Genomic DNA, 25,285 nt, shown 5'->3' with positions numbered 1-25,285 from the left:
GATCAACGAGGGCGCACCGCGCTCAGGTGCGCCTCAAGATCGTTCCAGAACGTGTCCAGCGAGCCCTTGGCCTTGCGGATGCCGGGGCGCTCGCGGTAGATGCGGATGTCCAGCGTGGTCTCCAGGCCCTCGCCGGCCCGCACCAGGCGCTGGCTGCGCAGTTCGCGCCGCACCGCGCTGGCCGGCAGGAAAGCGATGCCGTGGCCTTCGAGCGCCATGGCTTTGAGGCCCTCGGACATGTCGGTTTCGTAGATGCGGTCCAGGTGCACCGGGGTGGGGCTGGCCTTGAGCACCTGCTCCACCGCACGGCCCATGTAGGCGCCGGGCGCGTAACCCAGGTAGGGCAGCGGGTGGGCCTGGGTGCCGGGCAGGCGGAACAGCGGCTCCCCCTGCTCGTTGGGCTTGACGTAGGGCGAGAGCACTTCCTGCCCCAGTGGCAGCATTTCGTAGCGCGCGGCGTCCAGCTGGATGGGCTGTGAGCTGTGGTGGTAGGCGATGAGCAGGTCGCAGCTGCCCTCGACCAGGCGCATCACCGCGTCGTGCACGTTCAGCGCGATCAGCCGGCTCTTGATCGGGCCACAGCTCTCGCGCAGGTCGGACAGCCAGGCCGGAAAAAAGGTGAAGGCCAGGGTGTGCGGCAGGGCGAACTCGATCACGTCCTGCGCCGCCGCGGTGTGCGCGCGCAGCATGGCGCGCGTGCTTTGCAGGGCCTGCAGCATCTCCAACGACTGTTCGTACAGCACCTGGCCGGCGGCGGTCAGGCGCGTGGGATAGGACGAACGGTCCACCAGGTCGGTGCCGGCCCAGGCTTCGAGCGACTGGATGCGGCGCGAGAACGCGGGTTGCGTGACGTGCCGCAGCTGCGCGGAACGGCTGAAGCTGCGCGTCTCGGCCAGGCTCACAAAATCTTCCAGCCACTTGGTTTCCATGGCGGCGGATTATGCGCGCCGTGCATGAGCGCCGCACGGCCGTTCCGAAGGCGCTTAGCCCCGCAGTGCGAAGCACGGAGGGTCGTCCGATACCGCACATTCCCCGGCTTTTCCCGGGTTTGGGCGGCGGCCCCATCCGTTACGATAGAGAAAACATAGGGTTAACCCTTACTTCCATCCCCATGACCCAGAACCCGCCCGCTGTCTTCCCGTCCCGCATCGCCCACGAAGGGCTGCGCCAGAAAATCATGTCGGCCGACGCGGCCGCCGCCCTCATCCACCACGGCGACCACGTGGGCATGAGCGGCTTCACCGGCGCCGGCTACCCCAAGCAGGTGCCGCTGGCGCTCGCGAAACACATCCAGCAGCAGCACGACGCCGGCCAGCCCTTCACCATCGGCCTGTGGACTGGCGCCTCGACCGCGCCCGAACTCGACGGCGCGCTGGCCAAGGTGGGCGGCATGGACATGCGCCTGCCCTACCAGTCCGACCCGACCTGCCGCGCCCGCATCAACGCCGGCGAGATGGCCTACACCGACATCCACCTCTCGCACGTGGCGCAGTACGTGTGGTTCGGCTTCCTGGGCAAACTGAACGTCGCGGTGATCGAAGTGGCCGGCGTGCTGGAAGACGGCCGCCTGATCCCGGCCACCTCGGTGGGCAACAACAAGACCTGGCTGGACCAGGCCGACAAGGTCATTCTGGAAGTCAACCACGGCCACCCGCTGGCCCTGGAAGGCATGCACGACATCTATTACGGCACCGAGCGCCCGCCGCACCGCAAGCCGATCCCGATGACGCACGCGGGCGACCGCATCGGTGAGCCCTACCTGCGCTGTGACCCGGCCAAGGTGATTGCCGTGGTCGAGACCCACCTGCCCGACCGCGACACCCGCTTCACCGCGCCCGACGAGGCCTCGCGCCGCATCGCCGGCCACCTGATGGACTTCTTCCACAGCGAAGTGCAGCAGGGCCGCCTGCCGCCCGAACTGCTGCCGCTGCAGTCCGGCGTGGGCAACATCGCCAACGCTGTGATGGAGAGCCTCAACGACGGCCCCTTCACCGGCTTGCAGGGCTACACCGAAGTGCTGCAGGACGGCATGTTGGCGCTGCTCAAGTCCGGCAAGATGACCATGGCCTCGTCGACCGCGATCTCGCTCTCAGCCGAGGTGATGCAGGAGTTCAATCACAACCTGGACTTCTACCGCGAGCGCATCGTGCTGCGGCCGCAGGAGATCAGCAACCACCCCGAGGTGATCCGCCGCCTGGGCCTGATCGCGATGAACGGCATGATCGAGGCCGACCTGTACGGCAACGTGAACTCCACCCACGTGATGGGCACGCGCATCATGAACGGCATCGGTGGCTCGGGCGACTTCGCGCGCAACGCCTACCTCTCCATCTTCATGACGCCGTCCACCGCCAAGGGCGGCAGCATCAGCTGCATCGTGCCCATGGTCAGCCACGTGGACCACACCGAACACGACGTGCAGATCGTCGTGACCGAACAGGGCCTGGCCGACCTGCGCGGCCTGTCCCCGCGCCAGCGCTCGCGCCTGATCATCGAACGCTGCGCCCACCCCGACTTCAAACCCGCCCTGCTCGACTACGTGGAACGCAGCGAAGCCAACGCCAAAGCAGGCCACGCCGGCATGCACACCCCGCACCTACTGGAAGAAGCGCTGAGCTGGCACGCACGGTACGAGAAGACCGGGAAGATGCTGGCGGACTGAAACCAGCCCTCATCCCGGCCCACTCCCGCGAGAGGGCGAGGGAGTGAAGACACTGAGCCCTGAGGGAAAGTCCGCCCCCGCCCCCGCTCCCGACCCCACCGCCGTCAAGGCCGGGCTGAGCAGCGCAGGGGCGCGGGGATCAGACATTCGCGTGTCCGAAGGCCGCGCAGCGGACAAGTTTGCGAATGTCCCCCGCGAACCGAGCAGCGCAAGGCAGCCCGCAGGGCCCCGGACTTCGGCTCGCCTTTTCTTTGCTTACTTTCTTTTGGCGAAGCAAAAGAAAGTGAGTCGGCCGCCGGGCCGAGACCCGGCCTGCCACGACAGCCAACCAGGCAACGACAAAGAGCGTCAGTCCGCCCCAGACTGCTGCAAAGCCCACATCCCCGCGTAAGTCCCCCCACGCGAGACCAGCTCCGCATGCGTCCCCCGCTCCACGATCACCCCATGCTCCAGCACCAGGATCTCATGCGCATCCACCACCGTCGACAGCCGGTGCGCGATCACCAGTGAGGTCTTGTTCCGCGCCGCCGTCTTCAGCTCGGCCTGGATCGCCCGTTCATTGGCCGAGTCCAGCGCCGAGGTCGCCTCGTCAAAAATCACGATCGGCGGGTTCTTCAGCAGCGTGCGCGCGATCGCCACCCGCTGCTTCTCGCCGCCCGAGAGCTTGAGCCCGCGCTCGCCCACCGTGGTCGCATACCCCAGCGGCAGCTTCTCGATGAAGCTGTGGATGTGTGCCGCCTGCGCCGCCGCCACCGCCGCGTCGTGCCCCGCCTCGGGCCGGCCGTAGAGGATGTTGTATTCGATGCTGTCGTTGAACAGCACCGTGTCCTGCGGCACGATGCCGATGGCCTGGCGCACACTGGACTGCGTGACCTGCCGGATGTCCTGGCCGTTGATGAGAATGGCACCGGAACCGATGTCGTAGAACCGGTAGAGCAGCCGCGCCAGCGTGCTCTTGCCCGAGCCCGACGGCCCGACCACCGCCACCGTCTGCCCGGCCGGGATATCGAAGCTGATGCCGTGCAGGATCTCGCGCGCCGGCTCATAGGCGAAGCGCACGTTCTCGAAGCGGATGGCCGGCGGACCGTCCAGCACCAGGGGCACCGCGCCCGGCGCGTCGGCCACTTCGCGCTCTTTCTCCAGCAGCACGAACATCTTGTCCAGGTCGGTCAGGCTCTGCTTGATCTCGCGGTAGAGCACGCCCAGGAAGCCCAGCGGGATGTAGAGCTGGATCATGAAGGCGTTGACCATGACCAGATCGCCCAGCGTCATGCGGCCATCGGCCACGCCCTGGGTGGCGCGCCAGAGCATCAGCACCAGCGCCACCGCGATCACCAGCTGCTGCCCCGCGTTGAGCAGGGACAGCGTGGTCTGGCTCTTGATGCGTGCGCGGCGCAGCTTTTCCAGCGCCTCGTCGTAGCGCCGTGCCTCGAAGGCCTCGTTGTTGAAGTACTTGACGGTTTCGTAGTTGAGCAGCGAATCAATGGCCTTGGTCTGGCTGCTCGATTCGAGTTCGTTCATGGTCCGGCGGAACTGGGTGCGCCACTCGGTCACCGTCACGGTGAAGCCCACGTACAGCACCAGCGCGGCCAGCGTGATCCAGACATAGCCCATGTCGAACTGGGTGCCCAGCAGCGTGAGCACCATCACCACCTCGATCAGCGTCGGGAAGATGCTGTAGAGCGAGTACGAGATGAGCGACTGCACGCCGCGCGTGCCGCGCTCGATGTCGCGCGTCATGCCGCCGGTCTGGCGTTCCAGGTGGAAGCGCAGGCTCAGCGCGTGCAGGTGGCCGAACACCTGCAGCGCGATGGACCGCGTCGCCCCTTCGGTGGCCTTGGCGAACACCAGCTCGCGCAGTTCGGTGAACACCGTGTTGGACAGGCGCAGCGCGCCGTAGGCCACGATCAGGCCCAGCGGCACCACCAGCAGCGCGGCGGTGCTGCCGGGGGCGATGGTCATCGCGTCCACCAGCCGCTTGAGCAGCAAGGGCACGGCCACGTTGGCGAGTTTGGCCGCCACCATGAAGGCCAGCGCCACCATCACACGCCACTTGTATTGCCACAGGTAGGGCAACAGGCGCGAGAGCGTGGCCCAGTCGGACCGGCGGGAAGAAGGCAAGGGGACACTGCCCGCCGGGGCAGGCAAGGCGTTCGAGGCACGGCGCATGGGGGACAATCCAGGACTGTTTTGTGTCCGAGATTGTGCCCATGTCCAATGAATCAAGCCCCCGCCCCGAGGCCGACCTGCCCGAGGGCCGCGAACTGGTGCTCAAGGTCATCCCCATGCCGGCCGACACCAACGGCAATGGCGACATCTTTGGCGGCTGGGTCATGGCCCAGGTCGACCTGGCCGGCTCGGTGCTGCCGGCGCGTTATGTGCCCAGCCGCATGGCGACCGTGGCCGTCAACCAGTTCATCTTCAAGCAGCCGGTGCGGGTGGGCGACATCCTGAGCTTCTTCGCCCACGTCACGCGCATCGGCACCACCTCCGTCACGGTGCAGGTCGAGGTGTTCGCCGAACGCTTCAGGGCCCAGGGCCAGTACGTGAAGGTGACCGAGGCCAGCCTGACCTACGTCGCCATCGACGACCAGGGCCGGCCCACGCCGATTCCCAAGGACGGCCTGAACCTGCCGGCCTGAACCGGCTGGCCTGAAGGGCTCAGCCGCGCTTCCAGCGCGCGCGCCAGGCGCGGTAGATGCGCTCGGCCAGCGCCTGGCTGCCGGCCAGGTGCGCCCGGGTGGCGTCCCGCATGGCGGCCGGGCTCTGCACGGTCTCGGGGTGGTGGGCCAGCATCTGGGGGTAGGCGGCGCCGGGGTGGGCCAGCCAGGCGTCGATCTTCTGCGGCGTGATCTCGATGTGGAACTGCATCGCCAGGTGCGGGCCGATGGCAAACGCCTGGTGCGGGCAGGCGGGCGAGGCGGCCAGCAGTTCGGCGCCGGGCGGCAGCTGCACAAAACTGTCGTGGTGCCACTGGTAGACCACCGCCTGCTCTGCATCGCCCAGCCATTCGCGCGCCAGGCGGCCGCGGCCGATCTGCAGCGGCCGCCAGCCGATCTCGGGCTGTTCCAGCGTGCGCACGCGCCCACCGAAAGCGCGCGCCATGAGCTGCCCGCCCAGGCAGTGACCAATCACCGGAATGCCCAGCGCATCGGCCTCGCGGATCAGGGCCTCGGCCTGGCGCAGACTGGGCCGGTCGTCGTTGGCGCTCCAGGCGCCGCCCAGCACCGCCAAGCCCTTGTAACCGCGCACCGACGCCGGGTAGGCATCGCCCGCCTCGGTGCACAGCACGCGCCAGCGCACGCCCTGTGACGTGAGCCAGTCGCCGAGGTGGCCCGGGCCATCGTCCTGCAGGTGCTGCAGCACCAGCACCTCGGGCGTGTCGAACGGTTGATCGGTCAAGGGCTGGGTCATGGCCGCGATGATCGCCAGATCGCCCGGCGGCCGGGGGGCCAATCGGCGCGGTTCAGAAGGTGCCGTGCCGGCCCGCGCCCTGCGTGAACCGCACCGCCCCCTCCAGCGCGTCGGGGATGCGGGCGCGCCCGCGCTGCCACTCCTGCTGCAGCGCCTCACCCAGCGGCAGGTCCCACTGGGCCAACGCGCTCTCGCGGTCGGCGCGCAGGGTGGCCTGCGGAAATGCCGCGAGCTGCCGCGCCAGCGCGATGGCCGCCGGGCGCGCCTGCCCGGTGGGCACCACGCGGTTGGCCAGCCCCATCTGCAGGGCCTCGGCGGCCTCGACCTTGCGGCCCGTGAGGATCAGGTCCATCGCATGGCCCATGCCGATCAGGCGCGGCAGGCGCACCGTGCCGCCGTCGATCAGCGGCACGCCGAAGCGCCGGCAGTAGACGCCGAAGTAGGCGTCGGCCTCCACCACCCGCAGGTCGCACCACAGCGCCAGTTCCAGGCCGCCGGCCACCGCCGCGCCGCTGACGGCCGCGATCACCGGCTTGGACAGGCGCAAGCGCGACGGCCCCATGGGGCCGATGGCGCGCGCGTCATCGCTGTGAAAGTCCAGCTGCGACAGCGCACCGCCCTGCCCGGTCGCGGCCAGCCGCGCGCCGTGCTGCAGATCCCAGCCGGCGCAGAAGTGGCCGTGCGCGCCGTGGAACACCGCGACCTTCGCGGCCGGGTCGTCCTCGAAGGCCAGGAAGGCGGCGTGCAGCGCCTGCGCGGTCTCGCCGTCGACCGCGTTGCGCACCTCGGGGCGGTTCAGCGTGACGACGTGCAGGTCGTCGAGGATTTCGGTGGTGACGGTGGTCACTGGATGACCTTCGCCCTGGCGGCGGCGGTGCGAGCGCCCTTCGGAACGGCCGGGCGGGCGCTCATACGATTCGGCGACGGGCCGCCCCCAGCCGAATCAGCCCCCGTGGGGGGGCAGCGACCCGCGCAGCGGTGGAGCGTGGGGGTCATGGTTCACCCCACCAGCCGACGCGTCGTTCGTCCAGAGCCGTCTGCAACGCGTCTTCCGACACCTCGATCTCCAGGCGCAGCAGCGCCCCGGCCATCGCCTTGCCCAGGTTGTCCAGCCGCAGGTTGCGCGCGCCGCCGCCCTGCAACGCGCCCTTGAGCACGAACTTCAGCGCCAGGAGGTTGGGCAGCGGCCAGCACTCGACCTCACCCGGCAGCCAGGGCGCGAAGTGCTGCCGCACGCGTTCGGCCGTGACCTCGCGTTCGAGGATCGCGTAGCCCGCGGCGTTCCAGGCGAACAGGCCGAAATCCACCCAGTCGGCCTTGTCGCCGCTGCGCGCGTGCGCGAGGCGGACCAGGGGAATGCGCACCGTGCTCATGCCTTGCCTCCAATGAGTTCGACCTTGACGCCGGGCTCCACCTCGGCCCGCGGAATCAGCGTCGGCCAGATGCCCAGCAGCTCGCCGGTGTTGTGCAGGCCGGTGAAGCCGCAGGTGTAGGCCGGGCCGCTCAGGCCGATCCAGGGGAACAGGCGGCCAAAGCCATCGGCGGCGGCCTTCACCTGCGTGCGCAAGACCAGCCGGGTCCAGAGCTCGTTCATGGCATTGAGCTGTTCGGGTGGCGGCAGCGGCGCCAGCGGGCCGTGGGCCGAGTTCAGGCCCGGGTACTCCACGTACAGCTCATCGTGCGGCACGCGCCGCTCGGCCAGCTGGGTGCGGATGGTGGCGATGGCGGCCTGCGCCTTGTCCCAGGCGTCGGGCCAGGCAAAGCCCCAGGTCACCTCGGCCTTGAAGCCATCGCTGAAACCGGCGACCACCTTGAGCCGGTCGCCCGGCGCCGTGCCGCGCGCGCCGGTCAGCCGCACGCGGTCGTGGCCCTCGTCGTGCAGGTGGATGCCCCCCATGTCCAGCACCACGTCGGGCGAGTGGTAGGCGTGCGGGTTGTGCACCTCGTACAGCAGCTGCTGGCGCACGGTGTCGTAGTTGACGCGCCCACCGGTGCCGGGCGCCTTGGTGATCAGGGCCGTACCGTCCTCCCACACCTCGGCGATCGGGAAACCGATGTGGGCCAGATCGGGAATGTCCTTCCACGCACCCTGGCTGCCGAAGTTGCCGCCGCTGCCCTGGCCCGAACATTCGAGCAGGTGGCCCACGGTCAGGCCCTGCGCCAGCCGGGCCAGCCCGGCGGCGTCGGTCGCGTTCAGGTCCCAGCCCAGGCCGTGGGCGATGGGCCCGAGGAACAGCGCCGCATCGGCCACGCGGCCGGTGATGACGATGTCGGCGCCCAGGCCCAGCGCCCGCACGATGGGCGCGGCGCCCAGGTAGGCGTTGCCGAACACCAGGCGTTCGCGCACCGCCGCCACCGGCTCGCCGGTGAACAGGTGCGCCAGCGCGGCGTCGGGCCGCGCGGGATCTTGCAACTGGGGCAGCACGTCGTCGCCGCTGACCACGGCGATGCGCGGGTGCCAGCCCTTGGCCGCCAGCGCCGCCCGCACCGCCTGGGCGGCGCCCATCGGGTTGAGCCCGCCGGCGTTGCAGACGAAGCGCACGCCGCGCGCCTGCATCAGCGGCCACAGCCGCAACAGCATGGGCACCACGTCGCGCGCATAGCCCAGGCCCGGGTCGCGCTGGCGGTCTTTCTGCAGGATGGCCAGCGTCAGTTCGGCCAGGTGGTCGCTGGCGATGCACTGCACCTCGCCGCGTTCGATGCTCGCGACCACAGGTTCCCAGTGGTCACCGTAAAAGCCGAGACCGGCGCCGATGCGGATCGATTTCATGGCGGCAGCATAAGGGCATTCCCTATTTTTGCAAAGCGATTGCTTGGTGAAAATAGAGGCGCGATGCGGTAGGCACGTGAGCGACGGCCGCTGGGGTCAACCCTAGCGCCGGTTTCGAGCAAGACCGATATAACCGCCGCACCACCGATGGACTGGGCAGCACACACCATGCGGCACCACCCGTCCACGACCACACAGGAGACCTTGCGTGCAATTGTTGCAACTGCTGATCAGCGGCGTGGCCCAGGGCTGCATCTACGGCCTCATCGCCCTGGGCTTCGTGCTGATCTACAAGGCCACCGAGACCGTGAGCTTCGCGCAAGGCGACCTGATGATGGTCGGCGCCTTCGGCGGCTTGCTGACCATGACGCTGCTGGGCTTTCCGTTCTGGCTGGCGGTGCCCGCGGCGGTGGTGGGCATGGGCCTGTTCGGCGTCGTGGTCGAACGGCTGGTGATCCGCCCCATCCTGGGCCAGCCGGCCTTCTCCATCGTGATGCTGACCATCGGCGTGGGCTACGTGCTGCGCGGCGTCATCACCATGATCCCCAACATCGGCACCGACACCCACACCCTGGCCGTGCCCTACGCGGGCGAGGTGCTGCGCCTGGGCGCCCTGGTGCTGTCGGCCGAGCAGCTGGTCGTCATCGGCGTCACCGCTCTGCTCTGTGGTGGCCTGTTCGCCATGTTCAAGTACAGCAAGCTGGGCATCGCGATGCAGGCCGCGTCGCAGAACCAGCTGGCCGCCTACTACATGGGCATCCCGGTGCAGCGGCTCAACGGCCTGGTCTGGGGCCTGGCGGCCGGCGTGGCGGCCATCGCCGGCCTGCTGCTGGCGCCCATCACCTTCGTGCACGCCAACATGGGCTTCATCGGGCTCAAGGCCTTTCCGGCCGCGGTGGTGGGCGGCTTCGGCAGCCTGCCCGGCGCCATCGTCGGCGGGCTGGTGATCGGCATCGTCGAAGCCGTCTCGGGCTTCTACCTGCCCGAAGGCTTCAAGGACATCGCGCCCTACATCGTGGTGCTGCTGATGCTGGTCCTGAAACCCAACGGCCTCTTTGGCGAAAAACTGCGCAAGAAAGTCTGAGGCCAGCCACATGCGTTTTATCTTCAAGACCGATTACGACCAGGACATCCGCCTGGCCAAACACGGCGGCCATGTGTTCTGGTACGGCCTGCTGGGCCTGTTCCTCGTCGCCGCGCCCTGGGCATTGCCCGAGTACTGGCTGGCGCAGCTGACCTTCGTGCTGATCTACGCCATCGTCGGCCTGGGCCTGATGCTGCTGTCCGGCTTCACCGGCCTGTTCTCGCTGGGCCACGCGGCCTTCCTGGGCGTGGGGGCCTACACCGAAGCGGTGCTCACCAACGCAGGCTGGCCGTTCCCGATCTCGATCGCCTGCGCCGGCCTGCTCTCGGCCGCGGTGGGCATGGTGGTCGGGCTGCCGGCGCTGCGGGTCAAGGGCATCTACCTGGGCATGGCCACGCTGGCCTTCGGCTTCATCGTCGAAGAAGGGCTGGCGCGCTGGGAGCATGTGACGGGTGGCAACGCCGGCCTGTCGGTCAACCCGCCGGCCATCGGCGGCTGGGCCATCGACTCCACCGAGGGCTTCTACTTCCTGTGCCTGGTGCTGTGCGTGGGCGCCGCCCTGGCCATCATCAACCTGCTGCGCGCGTCCACCGGCCGGGCCTTCGTCGCCATCCGCGACTCCGAAATCTCGGCGCAGAGCATGGGCATCCACCTGGCGCGCTACAAGACCCTGTCGTTCGCGCTCTCGGCCGCGCTGGCCGGCATCGGCGGCGCGCTGTACGCGCACAAGATCCAGTTCCTCTCGCCCGACCAGTTCTCCATCGTGCAGTCCATCGACCTGCTGCTCATGGTGGTGATCGGTGGCCTGGGCTCGGTCCACGGCGCCTTCCTCGGCGCGATCTTCCTGATCGTGATGCCGCAGCTGATCTCACTGGGCAAGGACTTCCTGCCCGAGGCCATCGGCCAGTCCACCGGCCTGCAGGGCACGGTCTACGGCGCGGTGCTGATCGCCTTCGTGCTGTTCGAGCCCATGGGCCTGTACGGCCGCTGGCTCAAGGTGCGCACCTGGTTCCAGCTGTTCCCGTTCTACCGCAAGGGCATGTTCAAGCGGCAGAAGTCGTTCCAGAAATCGGACCGTCTGAAATGACCCACCCCCGTTGCTTGCTCACTGCGTGTAGCCGCATCCCCCCTCAAGGGGGCAACACCTGCGCCCCGGCAAAGCCGGTTGCGCGGTGTTCCGGGCTGGTGCATCTGCACTCGGACCGTTCTCTCCATGGCGAGGATTCATGACCGACGATCTGCTTCTCTCGGCCAGCAACCTCAGCGTGCGCTTCGGCGGCGTGCTGGCGGTCAACAACGTGAGCTTCGACGTGAAGAAGGGCGAGGTGTTCACACTCATCGGCCCCAACGGCGCCGGCAAGACCACGGTGTTCAACCTCATCAGCCGCATTTACACGCCCACCAGCGGGCAGATCCTGTTCAACGGCGCGGACGGCCCGCTGCCGCTGACCGCGCAGCCGCCGCACAAGGTGGCCGGCCTGGGCATCGCCCGCACCTTCCAGAACATCGAGTTGTTCGAACACGCCACCGTGCTGCAGAACCTGCTGATCGGCCGCCACACGCAGCGCCAGACCGGCCTGTGGAGCGAGATGCTGTTCAGCGGCAAGACCCGCGCCGCCGAAATCGCCGCGCGCGAGAAGGTGGAACAGGTGATCGACTTTCTGGACCTGCAGCACCACCGCGAATCGCTGGTGGCCGGCCTGCCCTACGGCGTGCGCAAGGTGGTGGAACTGGCGCGCGCCCTGTGCACCGAACCGCGCCTGCTGCTGCTGGACGAGCCGTCCTCGGGCCTGAACGTGGAGGAGACCGAAGACATGGCGTTCTGGATCAGCGACATCAAGAACGAACTGGGCATCACGGTGCTGATGGTGGAACACGACATGACCCTGGTGTCCAAGGTGTCCGATCGCGTGCTGGCCATGAGCATGGGCGCCGAACTGGCCACCGGCACCCCGGCCGAGGTGCAAAGCCACCCCGGCGTGATCGAGGCCTACCTGGGCACGGTGGACGACGTGTCCAGCCTGCGCCGGGAGAGCACCATGAAGGAGTCCGCATGAGCACCGCCGGATGCCCCCCAGGAGTGCGCGCATGACCGTGCCTGTTTCCGACCAGCCTGTGCTGCAACTGCTCAACGTCGAGAGCGCCTACGGCCCCATCAAGGCCATCCGCGGCGTCAGCCTGCAGGTGCGGCGCGGCGAGATCGCCACCGTGCTGGGCAGCAACGGCGCCGGCAAGACCACCATCCTCAAGACCATCAGCGGCATCATCGACCCGCGCAAGGGCAGCATCGGATTCAAGGGCAACGACATCACCGCCCTGGACCCGGCCCTGATCGTGCAGCAGGGCCTGATGCACGTGCCCGAAGGGCGCGAGGTGTTCCCGCTGCTGTCGGTGCGCGACAACCTGCTGATGGGCGCCTACACCCGCAGCGACCGCGACGGCGTGGCGCGCGACATGGAGCGGGTGTTCGACTACTTCCCCATCCTGCGCGAACGCGCCGCGCAGGACGCCGGCCTGCTCTCGGGCGGGCAGCAGCAGATGCTGGCCATCAGCCGCGCGCTCATGGCCAACCCCGACCTGATCCTGCTGGACGAACCCAGTCTGGGCCTGAGCCCGAAGCTGACCAAGGAGATCTTCGAGATCGTGGTGCGCATCAACCGCGAGCGCGGCACCACCATCCTGCTGGTCGAGCAGAACGCCAACATGGCGCTCAATGCATCGGACTACGGCTACGTGCTGGAGAACGGCCGCATCGTGATGGAAGACACCTGTGCCCGCCTGCGCGAGAAGGAGGACATCAAGGAGTTCTACCTCGGCATGAAGGCCGAAGGCGTGCGCGCCGACCGGCGCTGGAAGAAAAAGAAGAACTGGCGATGAGGACCCACCACGCCGTTCGGGCTGAGCCTGTCGAAGCCCTCACACCTTGCACCGCCAGAGCCCTTCGACAGGCTCAGGGCGAACGGACCTGTCTGGCCCGCTCACGAGGCACACCATGAGCTACCTTTGGGACCTGTCCCACATCCGCCCGCAGACCGACGACGTCATGCCGGGCGAGACCCTGCCCGCCATCTTCTGGAACGCGGTGGACAAACGCGGCGCCAACATCTGGCTGCGACAAAAGGAATTCGGCATCTGGCACAGCTGGACCTGGACCCAGGTCGGCCAGGCGGTGCGCGAGATCGGCCACGGCCTGATCGCCATCGGTTTCTCCGAACGGGAGACCGCGTCCATCCTCTCCAACACCAACGTCGAATGGGTGCTGTGCGATCTGGCCGTGCTCAGCGCCAACGGCGTGTCCAACGGCATCTACCCCACCGACGCGCCCGAACAGGTGCAGTACCTCAGCGAGGACTCGGGCACCACCGTGCTGTTCGTGGAGGACGACGAACAGCTGGACAAGGCCCTCGAAGTGCGCCAGCAGCTGCCGAAGCTGAAGAAGATCGTGGTGTTCGACATGGAAGGCCTGCGCGACTTCCACGACGAGCAGGTCATCAGCCTGGACGCGTTGCGCCAGCTGGGCCGCGAGCACCTGGCCCGGCACCCGCAGGCGCTGGACCAGCGCGTGGCCGCCGTGCGGCCGCAGGACCTGGCCATCCTGGTCTACACCTCGGGCACCACCGGCAAGCCCAAGGGCGCGATGCACGCCCACCAGGGCCTGGCCTACACCGTGCGCGGCTACAACACGCTGATCGCCCGCAACGAGACCGACGAGTGCATGTGCTTCCTGCCGCTGTGCCACATCGCCGAACGCATGGGCGGCGAGTACTTCTCGCTCTACACCGGGGCCAGGCTCAACTTCGTCGAGAACCCCGAGACCGTGCCCGAGAACGTGCGCGAGATCGCGCCCACGGTGTTCACCGCCGTGCCGCGCGTGTGGGAGAAGTTCTATTCCGGCGTGATGATCGCGCTCAAGGAAGCCAGCGGCCTGCAGCAGGCCGCCTACGCCTGGGCCATCGGCGTGGGCCAGCGCGTGGCCGACCATGTGCTCAAGGGCGAGGCCGTGCCGGGCGGACTGAAGCTGCAGTTCCGCGCCGCGCGCCTGCTGGTGCTGGACAACGTGCGCAAGCTCATCGGCATCCACCGCGCCAGCTTCCTCGTGACCGGCGCGGCCCCGATCTCGCCCGAGCTGGTGCGCTGGTACCTGGCCCTGGGCGTGCCCATGCTGGAGGTCTGGGGCATGACCGAGACCTGCGGCGCGTCCACCGGCGTCCCGGCCGCGCGCATCAAGCCCGGCAGCATCGGACCGGCCGCGCAGTTCAACGAAGTGAAGCTCGACCCGCAGACCAGCGAGATCCTGGTGCGCGGCCCCAATGTCTTCATGGGCTACCTGAACCTGCCCGAGAAAACGGCCGAGACCATCGACGCCGACGGCTGGCTGCACACCGGCGATGTGGGCATGGTCGATGAGGAAGGGTTTTTCCGCATCACCGACCGCATGAAGGACATCATCATCACCGCCGGGGGCAAGAACATCACCCCCAGCGAACTGGAGAACGAGCTCAAGTTCTCGCCCTACATCACCGATGCGGTGGTGATCGGCGACAAGCGGCCCTACCTCACCGTGATCATCATGATCGACCAGGAAAACGTCGAGAAATTTGCCCAGGACCACGACGTGCCCTTCTCCAACTACGCCAGCCTCACCCGCGCGCCCGAGGTGCAGCAGCTGATCCAGGACGTCATCGATGCGACCAACAAGAAGTTCGCCCGCGTCGAGCAGATCAAGCACTTCTGGCTGCTCGAAACCCAGCTGAGCGCCGAAGACGAAGAACTCACGCCCACCATGAAGCTCAAACGCAAGCTGGTGCAGCAGAAGTACGCGCAGCAGATCGACGCCATGTACCGCTGAGCCCGATTGCCGCCCCACCGTTTTCATCCACCCTAGGAGACCCGCCCCATGAAAGTCCGCACCACCCTGACCGCCGCCACGCTGGCGCTATCGGCCAGCGCCGCCCTGGCCCAGCAACAGGGCGTGAGCAAGGATGAAATCGTCCTCGGCACGATCCAGGACCTCTCCGGCCCGCTGGCGGGCTTCGGCAAGCAGATCCGCCTGGGCATGAACCTGCGCGTGGACGAGATCAACGAGCAGGGTGGTGTCAACGGCCGCAAACTCAAGCTGCTGGTGGAAGACAGCAAGTACGACCCCAAGAACGCCGTGCTCGCGGCGCAGAAGCTGGTCAACCAGGACAAGATCTTCGCCATGGTCGGCCACCTGGGCACGGCGCAGAACATGGCCGCCATGCCGGTGCAGTTCCAGAAGAACGTCGTCAACTTCTTCCCGGTCACCGCCGCGCGCGAAATGTACGAGCCCTTCCACAAGCTCAAGTACTCGTTCGCCGCCACCTACTTTGACCAGATGAAGAACTCGCTGCCCAAGGTGGTGAAAGAGAAAGGCGCCAAGAAGGTCTGCGCCGTGTACCAGGACGACGAGTTCGGCCTCGAAGTGGTGCGCGGCGCCAAGGAAGGCCTGAAGTCCATCGGCATGGAAATGGCCGAAGAAGCCAGCTTCAAGCGCGGAGCCACCGACTTCGGTTCGCAGATGCAGAAGCTCGCCGCCGCTCAGTGCGACTTCGTCGTGCTCGGCACCATCATCCGCGAGACGGTGGGCACCGTCGCGACCGCGCGCAAGCTCGGCTTCAACCCCACCTTCATGGGCAGCAGCGCGCTCTACACCGACCTGATCCACAAGCTCGGCGGCCCGGCCATGAACGGCATCTACGCCACCATGACGGTGCAGAACCCCTACCTGGACGACGCCTCGCAACCCGTGCGCTTCTGGGCCAACAAGTACAAGACCAAGTTCAACGAAGACCCGACCGTGTTCTCGGTCTACGGCTACAACATCATCGACACCTTCGCCAAGGCCGCGGGCAAGGCCGGCGTCAACCTGACGACCGACAGCTTCGTCAAGTCCATGGACAGCATGACCATCCCGTCCGACATCTTCGGCAGCGCCCAGGCCAGCTTCGGCCCCAACAAGCGCCTGGGCAGCAACGCCTCGCGCCTGTCGCAGATCGTGGACGGCAAGTGGAAGGTGATCGCCGACTACCCGAAGAACTGATTTCAGGTCAGAGCCTGCGCGCTGCCTGCGCCGACAGGCCATGCGCGAGAGCCGCCACGCCGGGTGCGTTGGCGGCTTTTTTTCGACTGCGGCCTTGGCCTACGGCGGGCATAGGACCTATCCTACGAACACGGAAGCCGGCCCGGGTCCAATGGCGCCACCGGGCAACCCATCCCCCTTTCAGAAGGCAGCACCATGGGAATCGCACGCATCGCCGCATTGATCGTCATCGTCGCCGGGATCGCCGTCCTGGTGTACGGCGGCTTCTCGTACACGACGGAAAGCACCGCAGCCAAACTGGGCCCCCTGGAACTCAAAGTCCGGGAAGAAAACCGGGTCAACATCCCCGTGTGGGCCGGCGTGGCGGCAATCGTGGCAGGCGGCCTCGTGCTGCTGATCAGCGCGCGCAAGTGACAGCGTGCACCCCTCGCACCACCAGCGCTGACGGGCAGCATGAACCCCGCCACAGCGGCCCTGCTCGCCGATACCCTGCTGGCGCTGCACATGGGCATCGTGCTCTTCGTGGTGGGCCTGCTGCCCCTGGTGCTGGCGGGTGGTGTGCGCGGCTGGCACTGGGTGCGCCACCGCGGCCTGCGGCTCACGCACCTGGGCCTGATGCTCTTCATCGCCGCCCAGGCCTGGCTGGGGCGGCTGTGCCCGCTGACGGTGTGGGAACAGGACCTGCGGCGGCTGGCCGGACAAGGCGCCTACGGAGAGAGCTTCATCGAGCACTGGCTCTCGCGCCTGCTCTATTGGGACCTGCCCTGGTGGGTGTTTGTGGCGACCTACACCGGTTTCGCAGGGCTGGTGGCGTGCGCCTGGTGGTGGGTGAGGCCTGACCAATGATCACGGACATCGAGGACTTCTTTTCGAAGGGTTGCGGCCGGTGCGACCGCTTCGCCACCCCCGCCTGCTCGGCCAACAAGTGGCACGACGGCTTGACCGGTCTGCGTGCCATCTGCCAATCGGCCGGGCTGATCGAAACGGTGAAGTGGGGCCACCCCTGCTACATGCACGCCGGGCGCAACATCGTGCTCATCGGTGCGCTGCAGGGTGACTTCCGGCTCAACTTTTTCAACGCCGCGCTGATGAAGGACCCCGACGGACTGCTGGAGCGGCAGGGCCCGAACACGCGCCACCCCGACTCGATCCGCTTCACCGCGAGCGCACAGGTCGACGACCGGGCGGCGTCGATCCGCGCCTACCTGCTGGAGGCGATGGGCTACGCCGACGCCGGCGTTCTGCCGCCGAAAGAAGCGCATGCGCTGGAACTGCCCGATGAACTGGTGGAGGCGATGGACGCCGACCCCGAGCTGGCCGAGGCCTTTCATGCGCTCACCCCGGGCCGCCAGCGCAGTTATGCGATCCACCTCGCGTCGGCCAAGACGGCGGCCACGCGCGTGGCCCGCATCACCAAGGCCCGCACGCACATCCTGGCGGGCAAGGGGGCCAACGAGCGCTGACCGGGTTCCGCGACCGGCCGGTCACCCGGACCGGCCCCGACACCCGGGCCACTGGCCCGGCGACCTCAGCGCTTGCCGATCTCCGACGCCGGAAACACGCGCCCGCCCAGCACCGTGCCCCACACCGGAATGTCCCGGATCGCCGCCGGCTTGACGTTGTGCGGATCCTGTTCCAGCACGGTGAAATCGGCCAGCTTGCCGGGTTCGATGCTGCCGACCTTGTGGTCCATGCCCAGCACGTAGGCGGCATCGATGGTGATCATGCGCAGCGCCTGGTCGAGGTTGATGCGCTCACCGGCGCCCAGCGTCTTGCTGCCGGACTGCCCCAGGCGCGTCAGGCCCAGCGTGACGCCCAGCAGCGGCTTGGGCGGCGCCACCGGGTAATCCGAATGGAAGGTGGTCGGCACGCCTTCGCGCACCAGGGTGCCCACGGGCGACAGGTCTTCGGCGCGGTCCTTGCCGAAGGTCTTGGGGTACGACTCCCCGCGCAGCCAGACGTAATACAGGTTCACGTTGGCGTTGGCGCCCAGGGCCTTCATGGCGCGGATCTGGTCGTAGCGCGCCATGCCCACATGCTCAAAGGTGAAGCGGTGGTCCGAGCGCGGCGTCTTGGCCTGCAGCTTGCGCAGCGTGTCCAGCGTCACGTCCTGCGCCTCCACGCCAATGGAGTGCACAAAGATCTGCTGGCCGTTTTTCCACCACGGCTCGATCAGGACTTCGAGCTTGTCGGGCGCCGTGATCCATTGGCCGGTGCTGCCGTCGATATAGCCCGGGCCGCCCGGCTTGAACGTCAGGCCGTTGAAGCTGTCGTCGGTGAAGAACTTGACACCGCGGTAGGTCAGGCGGTCGGTGTTCTTGGCCTGCAGGGCGTTCACGGCTTCGATGGCTTTTTCGGCCGTGCCGTACTTGGCCACGAAGCTGCGCATGTCTGGAATGGCCATCAGGCGCTGCGGCGTGTCCGGGTTGTTGAACATGGCGTTGAGCAGACCGGCCTCGGCGTCCACGTTGAAGATGCCCATGGAGTGGTCGGTGGTGGTGGTGATGCCGTTGCGGCGGTTCAGGTCCACCAACCAGCGCATCAGGCGCGAGGCCTCGGCCGGCGCCAGCTTGCTGGCCAGCAGCGGCAGGATCACGTAGCTGGCCGCCGGCACGCCCAGGAACTGGCCGTTCAGTTCACCGCTGGCGTCGTGCCCGACACCGACCAGCTTCAGGTCGGCCGGGATCTTGCGCTGGGCGATCAGCGCGCTGTTGACGTAGCCGTGGTGCTGGGAGGCGTCCCACACCAGCACCGGGCGGGTGGTCGAGATCTTGTCCAGGTCCTGGCGCGTCAGGTGGCGGCCCATCGCCGGTACGTCCCAGCCCCAGATCAGGATGGGGGTGGTCTGGTCCTTCATCTCGGCCTCGTAGCGGCGCATGCGTTCAAAGGCTTCGGCCTCGCTCTTCACACCCTTGATGTCCGGCCCGTAGGCCTGGGGCGTGTCCAGCGCGGCGATGGCGGGGAGGTTGGCGGTGATGGCGCCCAGCAGCGGATGCGAGTGCGCCTCGATGAAGCCGGGGAACACCGTCTTGTCGGCGAAGCGGGTGTCCACGGTGGTGGGCACCTTGCTGGTCCATTCCTTCAGGTCGTCCAGCGAATCGCCCAGCGAGACGATGCGGTCGCGGCACACAGCCACGGCGCGGGCCTCAGGGTGGCCGGGGTTCATGGTGTAGAACTTTTTGGCGGTGAAGACGGTGAGCTGCGTGCACGGTGGCGCGGCCTCTTCGTGGGCCTGCGCCTGCGCGGCGGCGACCACCAGCAGGGCGGCGGCGAGGGATTTGAGAGGGAACGTCATGGGTTTTGTCTCCGTGTTGTGGTGGGGTCCCGAGACAGTTTCCAAGCTGACACAAAAGGTGTCCAATGCATTATTCGACGACCTTTTATGTAATGACCACATCAATAGAGCTCAAGCGCCTGCAGCATCTGGTGTTGCTGGCCGACGAACTGAACTTCTCCCGGGCCGCCGAGCGCGCGCACCTGTCGCAGACCGCGTTCAGCCGCAGCATCCAGGCGCTGGAAGCCGAGTTCGGCATGCGCCTGTTTGACCGCGGTACCCGTTCGGTCCGGGCGACAACCACCGGCTTGCACCTGATTGCCCGGGCCCGGGAGCTGCTGGCGCGGGCCCGGGATCTGGCCCAGGAGGTCACCTACCTGTCGCAGGCCGAGGGCGGCACCCTGAGCTTTGGTGCGAGCCTGTTTGCGGTGGACAGCGTGCTGCCGGGCCTGCTGCCCCAGCTGACGCAAAGCCGCCCCGGCGTGCGACTCAACGTCGAGGTCAGCCAATGGGAAATCATGCTGCAGCACCTGGAGAGCGAGCAGATTGAGTTCTTCATCGCGTACGCGGGGCACCTGGCCCAGGATGCCCGGTTTGCCGTGGTTCCGTTGGCGCCGCGACCGGCCTCCATCTACTGCCGCGCCGGCCACCCCCTGCTGGCGGACCCGGCGCGGGCGCCGCACCCGAAACAGGTGCCGCTGTACCCCTGGGCGGCGGTGCAGCTGGACAGCTCCATTGCCCAGCAGCTGCGTGGCCTGTTCGGCATGCCGGCGTCGGGCGATCTGCCGCTGACCATGAGCTGCGACAGCCAGGCGCTGTTGCGCGAAACCACGCTGAACAGCGACACCCTGCTGTTCACCTGGGCCGCCCTGGTGGAGGCCGACCTGCAGCGGGGCACGCTGGTCGACCTGGGGCAACGGCTGCGCCCCGCCCTCCCCGCCCAAGCCCGGCAACTGGGCTGCGCCATCGTGCACCTGGCCGATCGCACCCTCTCGCCGCTGGCCCAGCGCATGATCGGTCTGGTCCTGCAAGCGGAGCAGACACACGCCCAGGGCTCGTGATCCGCGGCGCGTAACGCTCGCGAGAACCGCCGCTCAACACCCGCCGGTCCGCCGCGCCTCCACCTCGAACGGGTTGTCCCGGTAGGCCCGCCGACCGCACAACCACTGCCACAGCCCGGCCAGCGCATAGGCCGGCAGAAACAATGGTCCCCAGCGTTCGCATTGCCGCACATGCACCCGCTCGTGCGCGCGCAGGCGCTCCAGTTCGGCGGCGTGGGTGCCGACGATGACGTGACCGAGCGTGATCGCGGCAAAGGGCCAGCGGCGGCGGGGGGCGTGGTGCAGGGCGGCGATCTCGATCACGCCGCCCACCCGCCGCCAGCGGGCGCCGAAGGCCAGCAGCAGCGACAGGCCGAACGCCAGGCCGATGAGGGTGTTGGGGGCGGCCCAGAGCACGCGGGCCCAGCGCAGCAGGCGCCGACCGCGTGAGGGCTTCGACAGGCTCAGCCCGAACGGCATGGAGATGGATCGACGAAAGGGCGCTTCAGGAGACGATGTAAGCGCCCGAGCCGCAGGACAGCAGCTTGCCGTCCGGGCCCAGGAACTCCATGCGGGTGGAAGCCACGCGCGAGCCCAGGCGCATGACTTCGGCACGCAGTTCAAAGAACTCGCCGATGCCGGGGCGCAGGTAGTCGATGCGCAGGTCGATGGTGCCGAGCTTGCCAAAGCGGTGCAGGCGCTGCTCGGGCGTTTCGTCCATGTGGCGCGCGCCGATGGCGGCCATGCAGGCCAGGCCGCCCATGGCGTCGAGCCCCGCGCTGATGACGCCGCCGTGCACGCGGTTGTAGCTGTAGTGGCCCACCAGCTGCGGCTTCATGTCGATGCGGGCGATCACGCGCTCGGGCCGCAGGCTGGTGATCTTCAGCCCCAGCACCTGGTTGAACACGATCTTCTCTTCAAAAATGGCTTTGAGCCCGGCGACGAACTCGGGCTCGAATTCGGCGGGCAGCGGCGGTGGGGTTTTGGTCATAGTCCGGATTGTCGTGCGGCGAGTTCTTTCATGATCTCTTCAGCGCCGCCGCCGATCATCATGACCTTGACTTCGCGGTAGATGCGTTCACTGGCGGTGCCGCGCATGAAGCCCATGCCGCCGAGGATCTGCACCGCGGCGTCGGCGCAGAACTGCATGGTCTGCGTGGCGTGGTTCTTGAGCAGACACACGTGCGCGACCCAGTCACTGTGTGCCCCCACGCTCCCCTGCTGCGCATGGGTCGCTGCCCCCCGGGGGGGCTGTTCCGCCTTGGGGCGGCCCGGCGGCGGAACGCCCGCTTCGCCCGCGTCGGCGCGTGCGGTGACGGCGTCCACCCAGGCCTGGGTGCTTTCGATGCGCATGCGCATGTCCATGAGTTTGTGGCGGATGGCCTGGCGTTCGATCAGCGCGGCGCCGAAGGTCTGGCGCTGGCGCGCCCAGTCCACCGCCTCGTCGTAACAGGCCTGAGCAAAGCCCAGCGCCATGGCGCTCATGGCCAGGCGCTCGCCGTTGAAGTTGCCCATGACCATGCGAAAACCTGCGCCCTCTTCGCCCAGGCGGTAACGCACCGGCACGCGCACGCCGTCGAAGCGCAGGTGCGCGGTGTCGGAGCAGTGCCAGCCCATTTTCTGCAGCGCGCTGCGCGAGATGCCGGGCCGGTCCATGGGCACGACGAGCATGCTGATGCCGCTGGCGCCTTTGTTGTTCGCGTCCGTGCGCACGGCCAGCGTGAGCCAGTCGCAGCGCATGCCGGAGGTGATGAAGACCTTCTCGCCATCGATCACGTAGTCATCGCCCTCGCGGCGCGCGGTGGTGCGCAGCGCGGCCACGTCCGATCCGCCGCCGGGTTCGGTGATGCCCAGCGCCGCGATGCGTTCGCCGCGCAGCACGGGCGGAACCACCTCGGCCTGCAGCTCGGGCGTGCCGTGCGCCAGCACCGGCGGCAGGCCGATGTTGAACGAGAACAGGCTGGCCATCAGGCCGCCGCTGGTGCCATGGCGGGCCAGGGTCTGCGACAGCGCGTTGCGCGCGCGCCAGGGCGCGGGCGTGCCGCCCAGGTGTTCGGGGTAGCCCAGGCCCAGCAGGCTCAGGTCGGCGGCGTCGCGGTACAGGTCGCGCGGGAACTCGCCCGCGGCCTCCCAGGCGTCGAGGTGCGGGCGCACGCGTTCGAGGGCGAAGCGGCGCACGGTGTCGGTGAGCGCCTGCAGGTCGGCGGCATCGAAGCTGTCGACAGCGTCGGCGGTGGCGTGGGTGTTCATGCGGGCTCCGCTTCAAAGACCACGAGCACCTGGCCCGGGCCGACCTGCTGGCCGGGCGCGACCGCCACCGAGGCCAGAGTGCCGTCGCGCGGCGCGGCGATCTGGTGTTCGATCTTCATGCTTTCGATGGTCAGCAGGGCCTGGCCGCGTGTGACGCGATCCCCGGCCCGCGCGGCCAGCGCCACCAGCTTGCCGTTGAACGGCGCACGCAGTTCGCGCGCGGCGGGTCCGCTGCCATTGGCCACGGCGGCTGTGTGGCTCAGGTCCTGCAGGCGCAGATCGTGGGCACCCCAGCGCACATGGGCGTGGCCGTCGGCGCTGCGCACCACGGCGGCCGGCCGCGCCACGCCGTCCAGCGCCACGCCGTCCAGCGCCACGGTGTCGGTGCCGATGTGCGCCGTGTGCTGGCGTTCACCGGCCTGTACCTGCAGCGCACCGTGGCCGAGTTCGCGAACGCTGAGCGCCAGCGTGGCACCGCCCAGCTGCGCGCGCAGTGGCCGCGCAAACGGACTGGGCAGCGACGCGCCCGGCCGCCCGAGCCAGGTCGCGGCCAGCACGGCGGCCACACGGGCTTCGTGCGACGGCGCCAGCGCCTCGCGGATGCGCTCGCCATGTTCGGACAGGAAGGGAATGGTCGCGCCGCCTGCGGCGAACACCGGCTGGCGCAGGCAGGCCGCGAGGAAGGCGCGGTTGCTCGGCAGGCCCAGCAACACCGTGTCGTCCAGCGCCCGCGCCAGTCGCTCGATGGCCTCGGCGCGCGTGGGCGCGTGGGCGATCAGCTTGCCCAGCATGGCGTCGTAGTGCGGCGTGACCACCGCGCCGTCTTCGAGCGCGTGGTCGAAGCGCAGGCCTTGCGCCGGCGGCGGTTCGGCAAAGCGCTGCACCGTGCCGGCGTGCGGCGTGAAGTGTTCGTCTTCGGCGCAGAGGCGGACTTCGATGGCGTGGCCGTTCAGTTGCACCTGGTCCTGGGTCAGCGGCAGGGGTTCGCCGCGGGCGATGCGCAACTGCCACTCGACCAGATCGAGGCCCGTCAACATTTCCGTCACCGGATGTTCAACCTGCAGCCGCGTGTTCATCTCCATCAGGAAAAACGCATGGCCTTCCAGCAGGAATTCCACCGTCCCGGCACCGACATACCCCGCCCCTTGTGCCAATGCCACCGCACAGCGGCCCAGCTCGGCGCGCAGCTCGGGCGAGACGGCCGGGCTGGGCGACTCTTCGATGATCTTCTGGTGGCGGCGCTGCACCGAGCAGTCGCGCTCGCCCAGGTGGATGCAATGGCCCTGCGCGTCGGCGAACACCTGCACCTCCACGTGGCGCGGGTTCAGCAGCGCGCGTTCGATCAGCAGGTCGCCGTTGCCGAAACCGGCCAGCGCTTCGGAGCGCGCGCTCTGCAACGCCGCGGACAACTGCTCGGCGCCGTGCACCAGGCGCATGCCGCGCCCGCCACCCCCGGCCACGGCCTTGACCATGAGGGGGTAGCCGATGCGCTGCGCCTCGGCGGCGAAGGTGGTGTCGGACTGGTCGGCGCCGAAGTAGCCGGGCAACACCGGCACGCCCTGCCGCAGCGCCACCGCCTTGGCCGCGGACTTGCTGCCCAGCGCGTGAATAGCGGCCGGCGGCGGGCCGACCCAGGTCAGGCCGGCGTCGATGACGGCCTGCGCGAAATCGGCGTTCTCGCTCAGGAAGCCGTAGCCGGGGTGCACCGCGTCGGCGCTGCTGGCGCGCGCGGCGGCGATCAGCTTGTCGATGCGCAGGTAGCTGTCGGCCGAGGCGGTGCCGCCCAGGGCCACGGCGGCGTCGGCATCGCGCACGTGCAGGGCGCCGCGGTCGGCGTCGGAAAACACGGCCACGGTGGACAGCCCCAGGCGCCGCGCGGTGCGCATGACGCGGCGCGCGATCTCGCCGCGGTTGGCGATCAGCAGGCGTTTCATGTGCCGCCCTCCACCCAGGGCGCCGGCTGTTTGCGCGCGAAGGCCTTGAGTCCGGCCGCGGCTTCCGGCCCGCGCAGGGCCGCGGCAAAGGCGATGGCGGCTTCGTCGCGCAGGTCGGGCAGCGGCCCGTGCAGCCGGCGCAGCAACTGTTTGGTGGCGGCCAGCGCGCCCGGCGCGGCCGCGCGGTGGCGCACCAGGGCGTCGGTCAGGGCCGCTTCGAGTTCACCGTCGGCCACCACCGCGTTGACCAGGCCCAGCGCCTGGGCTTCGAGGGCGCTGTGGTGGCACCCGGCCAGCAGGCATTCGCGGGCCGCGCGGTCACCCAGGCGCCGCCAGACGAAGGGGGCGATCTGCGCCGGCGGCAGGCCCAGCGTGACCTCGGGCGTGGCGAACACCGAACGCTGGGTGGCCAGCACCACATCGGCGCAACAGACCAGACCGAAGCCCCCGCCCATGGCCGGCCCGTCCACCGCCACCAGCAACAGCTGGGGCAGCTGCGTCAGCGCGTGCAGCACATCGCCGAAGGCGCGGTTGGCGTCGATCAGCGGGTCGTGCGCGCCCTCGGCCAGCGGCTGGCCAATGCTGCTGGCGAAATGCCCCAGGCTGCCGCCCGCGCAGAAGGCGCCCCCCGCGCCGGTCAGCACCACAACGCGCAGCGTGGTGTCGGCCTGGGCGCGCAGGCAGGCTTCGAACAGCGCCACCACCACTTCATCGGTCAGGGCATTGCGCGACGCCGGGTCGTTGAGCGTCCAGCGTTCGGTATCGCCTTGTCGCACCACCAGAAAGTTGTTCATGA

The 25,285-nt window shown here is 68.5% G+C and carries 24 protein-coding genes; 12 read left to right on the top strand and 12 right to left on the bottom strand.

Translation table 11 applies throughout. The annotated features are described in order from the left end of the window. Positions 1 to 2 precede the first annotated feature (2 nt). The gene (locus RMP09_RS16530) at positions 3 to 929 is read right to left on the bottom strand and encodes a LysR substrate-binding domain-containing protein (protein ID WP_310567082.1); all 927 of its coding nucleotides are present in this window, start codon (positions 927 to 929) and stop codon (positions 3 to 5) included. Between the two features lie 182 nt (positions 930 to 1,111). On the opposite strand from RMP09_RS16530, the gene RMP09_RS16525 reads away from it, so the two are divergent. Further along, positions 1,112 to 2,662: an acetyl-CoA hydrolase/transferase family protein gene (locus RMP09_RS16525; protein WP_310567081.1), complete on the top strand. Its 1,551-nt coding sequence runs from the start codon at positions 1,112 to 1,114 to the stop codon at positions 2,660 to 2,662. Between the two features lie 348 nt (positions 2,663 to 3,010). Here RMP09_RS16525 and RMP09_RS16520 read toward each other — a convergent pair whose 3' ends face one another. Then, on the bottom strand, positions 3,011 to 4,831 hold the full coding sequence (locus RMP09_RS16520; protein WP_310567080.1) for an ABC transporter ATP-binding protein/permease: 1,821 nt from the start codon (positions 4,829 to 4,831) through the stop codon (positions 3,011 to 3,013). Positions 4,832 to 4,872: 41 nt separating this feature from the next. Between RMP09_RS16520 and RMP09_RS16515 the strand changes: the two genes are divergently transcribed. Next, a complete protein-coding gene (locus tag RMP09_RS16515) occupies positions 4,873 to 5,304 on the top strand; it encodes an acyl-CoA thioesterase (RefSeq protein ID WP_310567079.1) in 432 nt (143 codons plus the stop codon). A gap of 19 nt (positions 5,305 to 5,323) precedes the next feature. On the opposite strand, the gene RMP09_RS16510 is transcribed toward RMP09_RS16515, so the two are convergent. The 4 genes from RMP09_RS16510 to RMP09_RS16495 all read right to left on the bottom strand — a co-directional run bounded on the left by RMP09_RS16510 (position 5,324) and on the right by RMP09_RS16495 (position 8,846). Further along, positions 5,324 to 6,076 carry a type 1 glutamine amidotransferase gene (locus RMP09_RS16510; RefSeq protein WP_310567078.1) on the bottom strand — a complete coding sequence of 251 codons (753 nt, stop codon included), beginning with the start codon at positions 6,074 to 6,076 and terminating at the stop codon, positions 5,324 to 5,326. 52 nt (positions 6,077 to 6,128) lie between these two features. After that, complete coding sequence (locus tag RMP09_RS16505; RefSeq protein WP_310567077.1) at positions 6,129 to 6,923, bottom strand: crotonase/enoyl-CoA hydratase family protein; 795 nt, start codon at positions 6,921 to 6,923, stop codon at positions 6,129 to 6,131. A 145-nt stretch (positions 6,924 to 7,068) separates the two neighbouring features. Beyond that, on the bottom strand, positions 7,069 to 7,449 hold the full coding sequence (locus RMP09_RS16500; protein WP_310567076.1) for a hypothetical protein: 381 nt from the start codon (positions 7,447 to 7,449) through the stop codon (positions 7,069 to 7,071). Next, the gene (locus RMP09_RS16495; RefSeq protein WP_310567075.1) at positions 7,446 to 8,846 is read right to left on the bottom strand and encodes an acyclic terpene utilization AtuA family protein; all 1,401 of its coding nucleotides are present in this window, start codon (positions 8,844 to 8,846) and stop codon (positions 7,446 to 7,448) included. The genes RMP09_RS16500 and RMP09_RS16495 overlap by 4 nt, the downstream gene beginning before the upstream one ends. Before the next feature lie 208 nt (positions 8,847 to 9,054). Between RMP09_RS16495 and RMP09_RS16490 the strand changes: the two genes are divergently transcribed. From RMP09_RS16490 to RMP09_RS16450, 9 genes are all read left to right on the top strand, one after another. Continuing rightward, positions 9,055 to 9,930, top strand: coding sequence for a branched-chain amino acid ABC transporter permease (locus tag RMP09_RS16490; protein WP_310567074.1), 876 nt, complete (start codon positions 9,055 to 9,057; stop codon positions 9,928 to 9,930). A 10-nt stretch (positions 9,931 to 9,940) separates the two neighbouring features. Next, entirely contained in the window at positions 9,941 to 11,017 is a 1,077-nt protein-coding gene (locus RMP09_RS16485; protein WP_310567073.1) for a branched-chain amino acid ABC transporter permease, read from the top strand. Positions 11,018 to 11,156: 139 nt separating this feature from the next. Continuing rightward, positions 11,157 to 11,987, top strand: coding sequence for an ABC transporter ATP-binding protein (locus tag RMP09_RS16480; RefSeq protein ID WP_310567072.1), 831 nt, complete (start codon positions 11,157 to 11,159; stop codon positions 11,985 to 11,987). A gap of 31 nt (positions 11,988 to 12,018) precedes the next feature. Next, positions 12,019 to 12,807: an ABC transporter ATP-binding protein gene (locus RMP09_RS16475; RefSeq protein WP_310567071.1), complete on the top strand. Its 789-nt coding sequence runs from the start codon at positions 12,019 to 12,021 to the stop codon at positions 12,805 to 12,807. A gap of 115 nt (positions 12,808 to 12,922) precedes the next feature. Next, a complete protein-coding gene (locus RMP09_RS16470) occupies positions 12,923 to 14,779 on the top strand; it encodes a long-chain fatty acid--CoA ligase (RefSeq protein ID WP_310567070.1) in 1,857 nt (618 codons plus the stop codon). A gap of 48 nt (positions 14,780 to 14,827) precedes the next feature. Continuing rightward, complete coding sequence (locus tag RMP09_RS16465) at positions 14,828 to 15,991, top strand: ABC transporter substrate-binding protein (protein ID WP_310567069.1); 1,164 nt, start codon at positions 14,828 to 14,830, stop codon at positions 15,989 to 15,991. A gap of 195 nt (positions 15,992 to 16,186) precedes the next feature. Continuing rightward, positions 16,187 to 16,405, top strand: a complete 219-nt coding sequence (locus RMP09_RS16460; RefSeq protein ID WP_310567068.1) for a hypothetical protein — start codon at positions 16,187 to 16,189, stop codon at positions 16,403 to 16,405. A 39-nt stretch (positions 16,406 to 16,444) separates the two neighbouring features. Beyond that, positions 16,445 to 16,837: a DUF2784 domain-containing protein gene (locus RMP09_RS16455; RefSeq protein ID WP_310567067.1), complete on the top strand. Its 393-nt coding sequence runs from the start codon at positions 16,445 to 16,447 to the stop codon at positions 16,835 to 16,837. Beyond that, positions 16,834 to 17,454 carry a YdeI/OmpD-associated family protein gene (locus RMP09_RS16450; RefSeq protein WP_310567066.1) on the top strand — a complete coding sequence of 207 codons (621 nt, stop codon included), beginning with the start codon at positions 16,834 to 16,836 and terminating at the stop codon, positions 17,452 to 17,454. The genes RMP09_RS16455 and RMP09_RS16450 overlap by 4 nt, the downstream gene beginning before the upstream one ends. A 65-nt stretch (positions 17,455 to 17,519) precedes the next feature. Here RMP09_RS16450 and RMP09_RS16445 read toward each other — a convergent pair whose 3' ends face one another. Beyond that, positions 17,520 to 19,286, bottom strand: coding sequence for an amidohydrolase (locus RMP09_RS16445; RefSeq protein WP_310567065.1), 1,767 nt, complete (start codon positions 19,284 to 19,286; stop codon positions 17,520 to 17,522). 92 nt (positions 19,287 to 19,378) lie between these two features. Here RMP09_RS16445 and RMP09_RS16440 point away from each other — a divergent pair, with 92 nt between their 5' ends. Beyond that, positions 19,379 to 20,326 carry a LysR family transcriptional regulator gene (locus RMP09_RS16440; RefSeq protein WP_310567064.1) on the top strand — a complete coding sequence of 316 codons (948 nt, stop codon included), beginning with the start codon at positions 19,379 to 19,381 and terminating at the stop codon, positions 20,324 to 20,326. Between the two features lie 33 nt (positions 20,327 to 20,359). Here the strand turns inward: RMP09_RS16440 and RMP09_RS16435 are convergent, their stop codons facing one another. The 5 genes from RMP09_RS16435 to RMP09_RS16415 are packed head-to-tail and all read right to left on the bottom strand — an operon-like array spanning position 20,360 to position 25,283. Next, complete coding sequence (locus tag RMP09_RS16435; RefSeq protein ID WP_310567063.1) at positions 20,360 to 20,785, bottom strand: signal peptide prediction; 426 nt, start codon at positions 20,783 to 20,785, stop codon at positions 20,360 to 20,362. A gap of 25 nt (positions 20,786 to 20,810) precedes the next feature. Next, entirely contained in the window at positions 20,811 to 21,296 is a 486-nt protein-coding gene (locus RMP09_RS16430; protein ID WP_310567062.1) for a thioesterase family protein, read from the bottom strand. Beyond that, positions 21,293 to 22,555: an acyl-CoA dehydrogenase family protein gene (locus RMP09_RS16425; RefSeq protein ID WP_310567061.1), complete on the bottom strand. Its 1,263-nt coding sequence runs from the start codon at positions 22,553 to 22,555 to the stop codon at positions 21,293 to 21,295. The genes RMP09_RS16430 and RMP09_RS16425 overlap by 4 nt, the downstream gene beginning before the upstream one ends. After that, complete coding sequence (locus tag RMP09_RS16420) at positions 22,552 to 24,489, bottom strand: biotin carboxylase N-terminal domain-containing protein (protein ID WP_310567060.1); 1,938 nt, start codon at positions 24,487 to 24,489, stop codon at positions 22,552 to 22,554. The genes RMP09_RS16425 and RMP09_RS16420 overlap by 4 nt, the downstream gene beginning before the upstream one ends. Further along, on the bottom strand, positions 24,486 to 25,283 hold the full coding sequence (locus RMP09_RS16415; RefSeq protein WP_310567059.1) for an enoyl-CoA hydratase/isomerase family protein: 798 nt from the start codon (positions 25,281 to 25,283) through the stop codon (positions 24,486 to 24,488). The genes RMP09_RS16420 and RMP09_RS16415 overlap by 4 nt, the downstream gene beginning before the upstream one ends. Positions 25,284 to 25,285 lie beyond the last annotated feature (2 nt).

This window comes from Hydrogenophaga sp., from assembly GCF_031426985.1.
GTDB lineage: Bacteria > Pseudomonadota > Gammaproteobacteria > Burkholderiales > Burkholderiaceae_C > Hydrogenophaga.
This window is presented reverse-complemented; position numbering and strand designations above follow the sequence as displayed.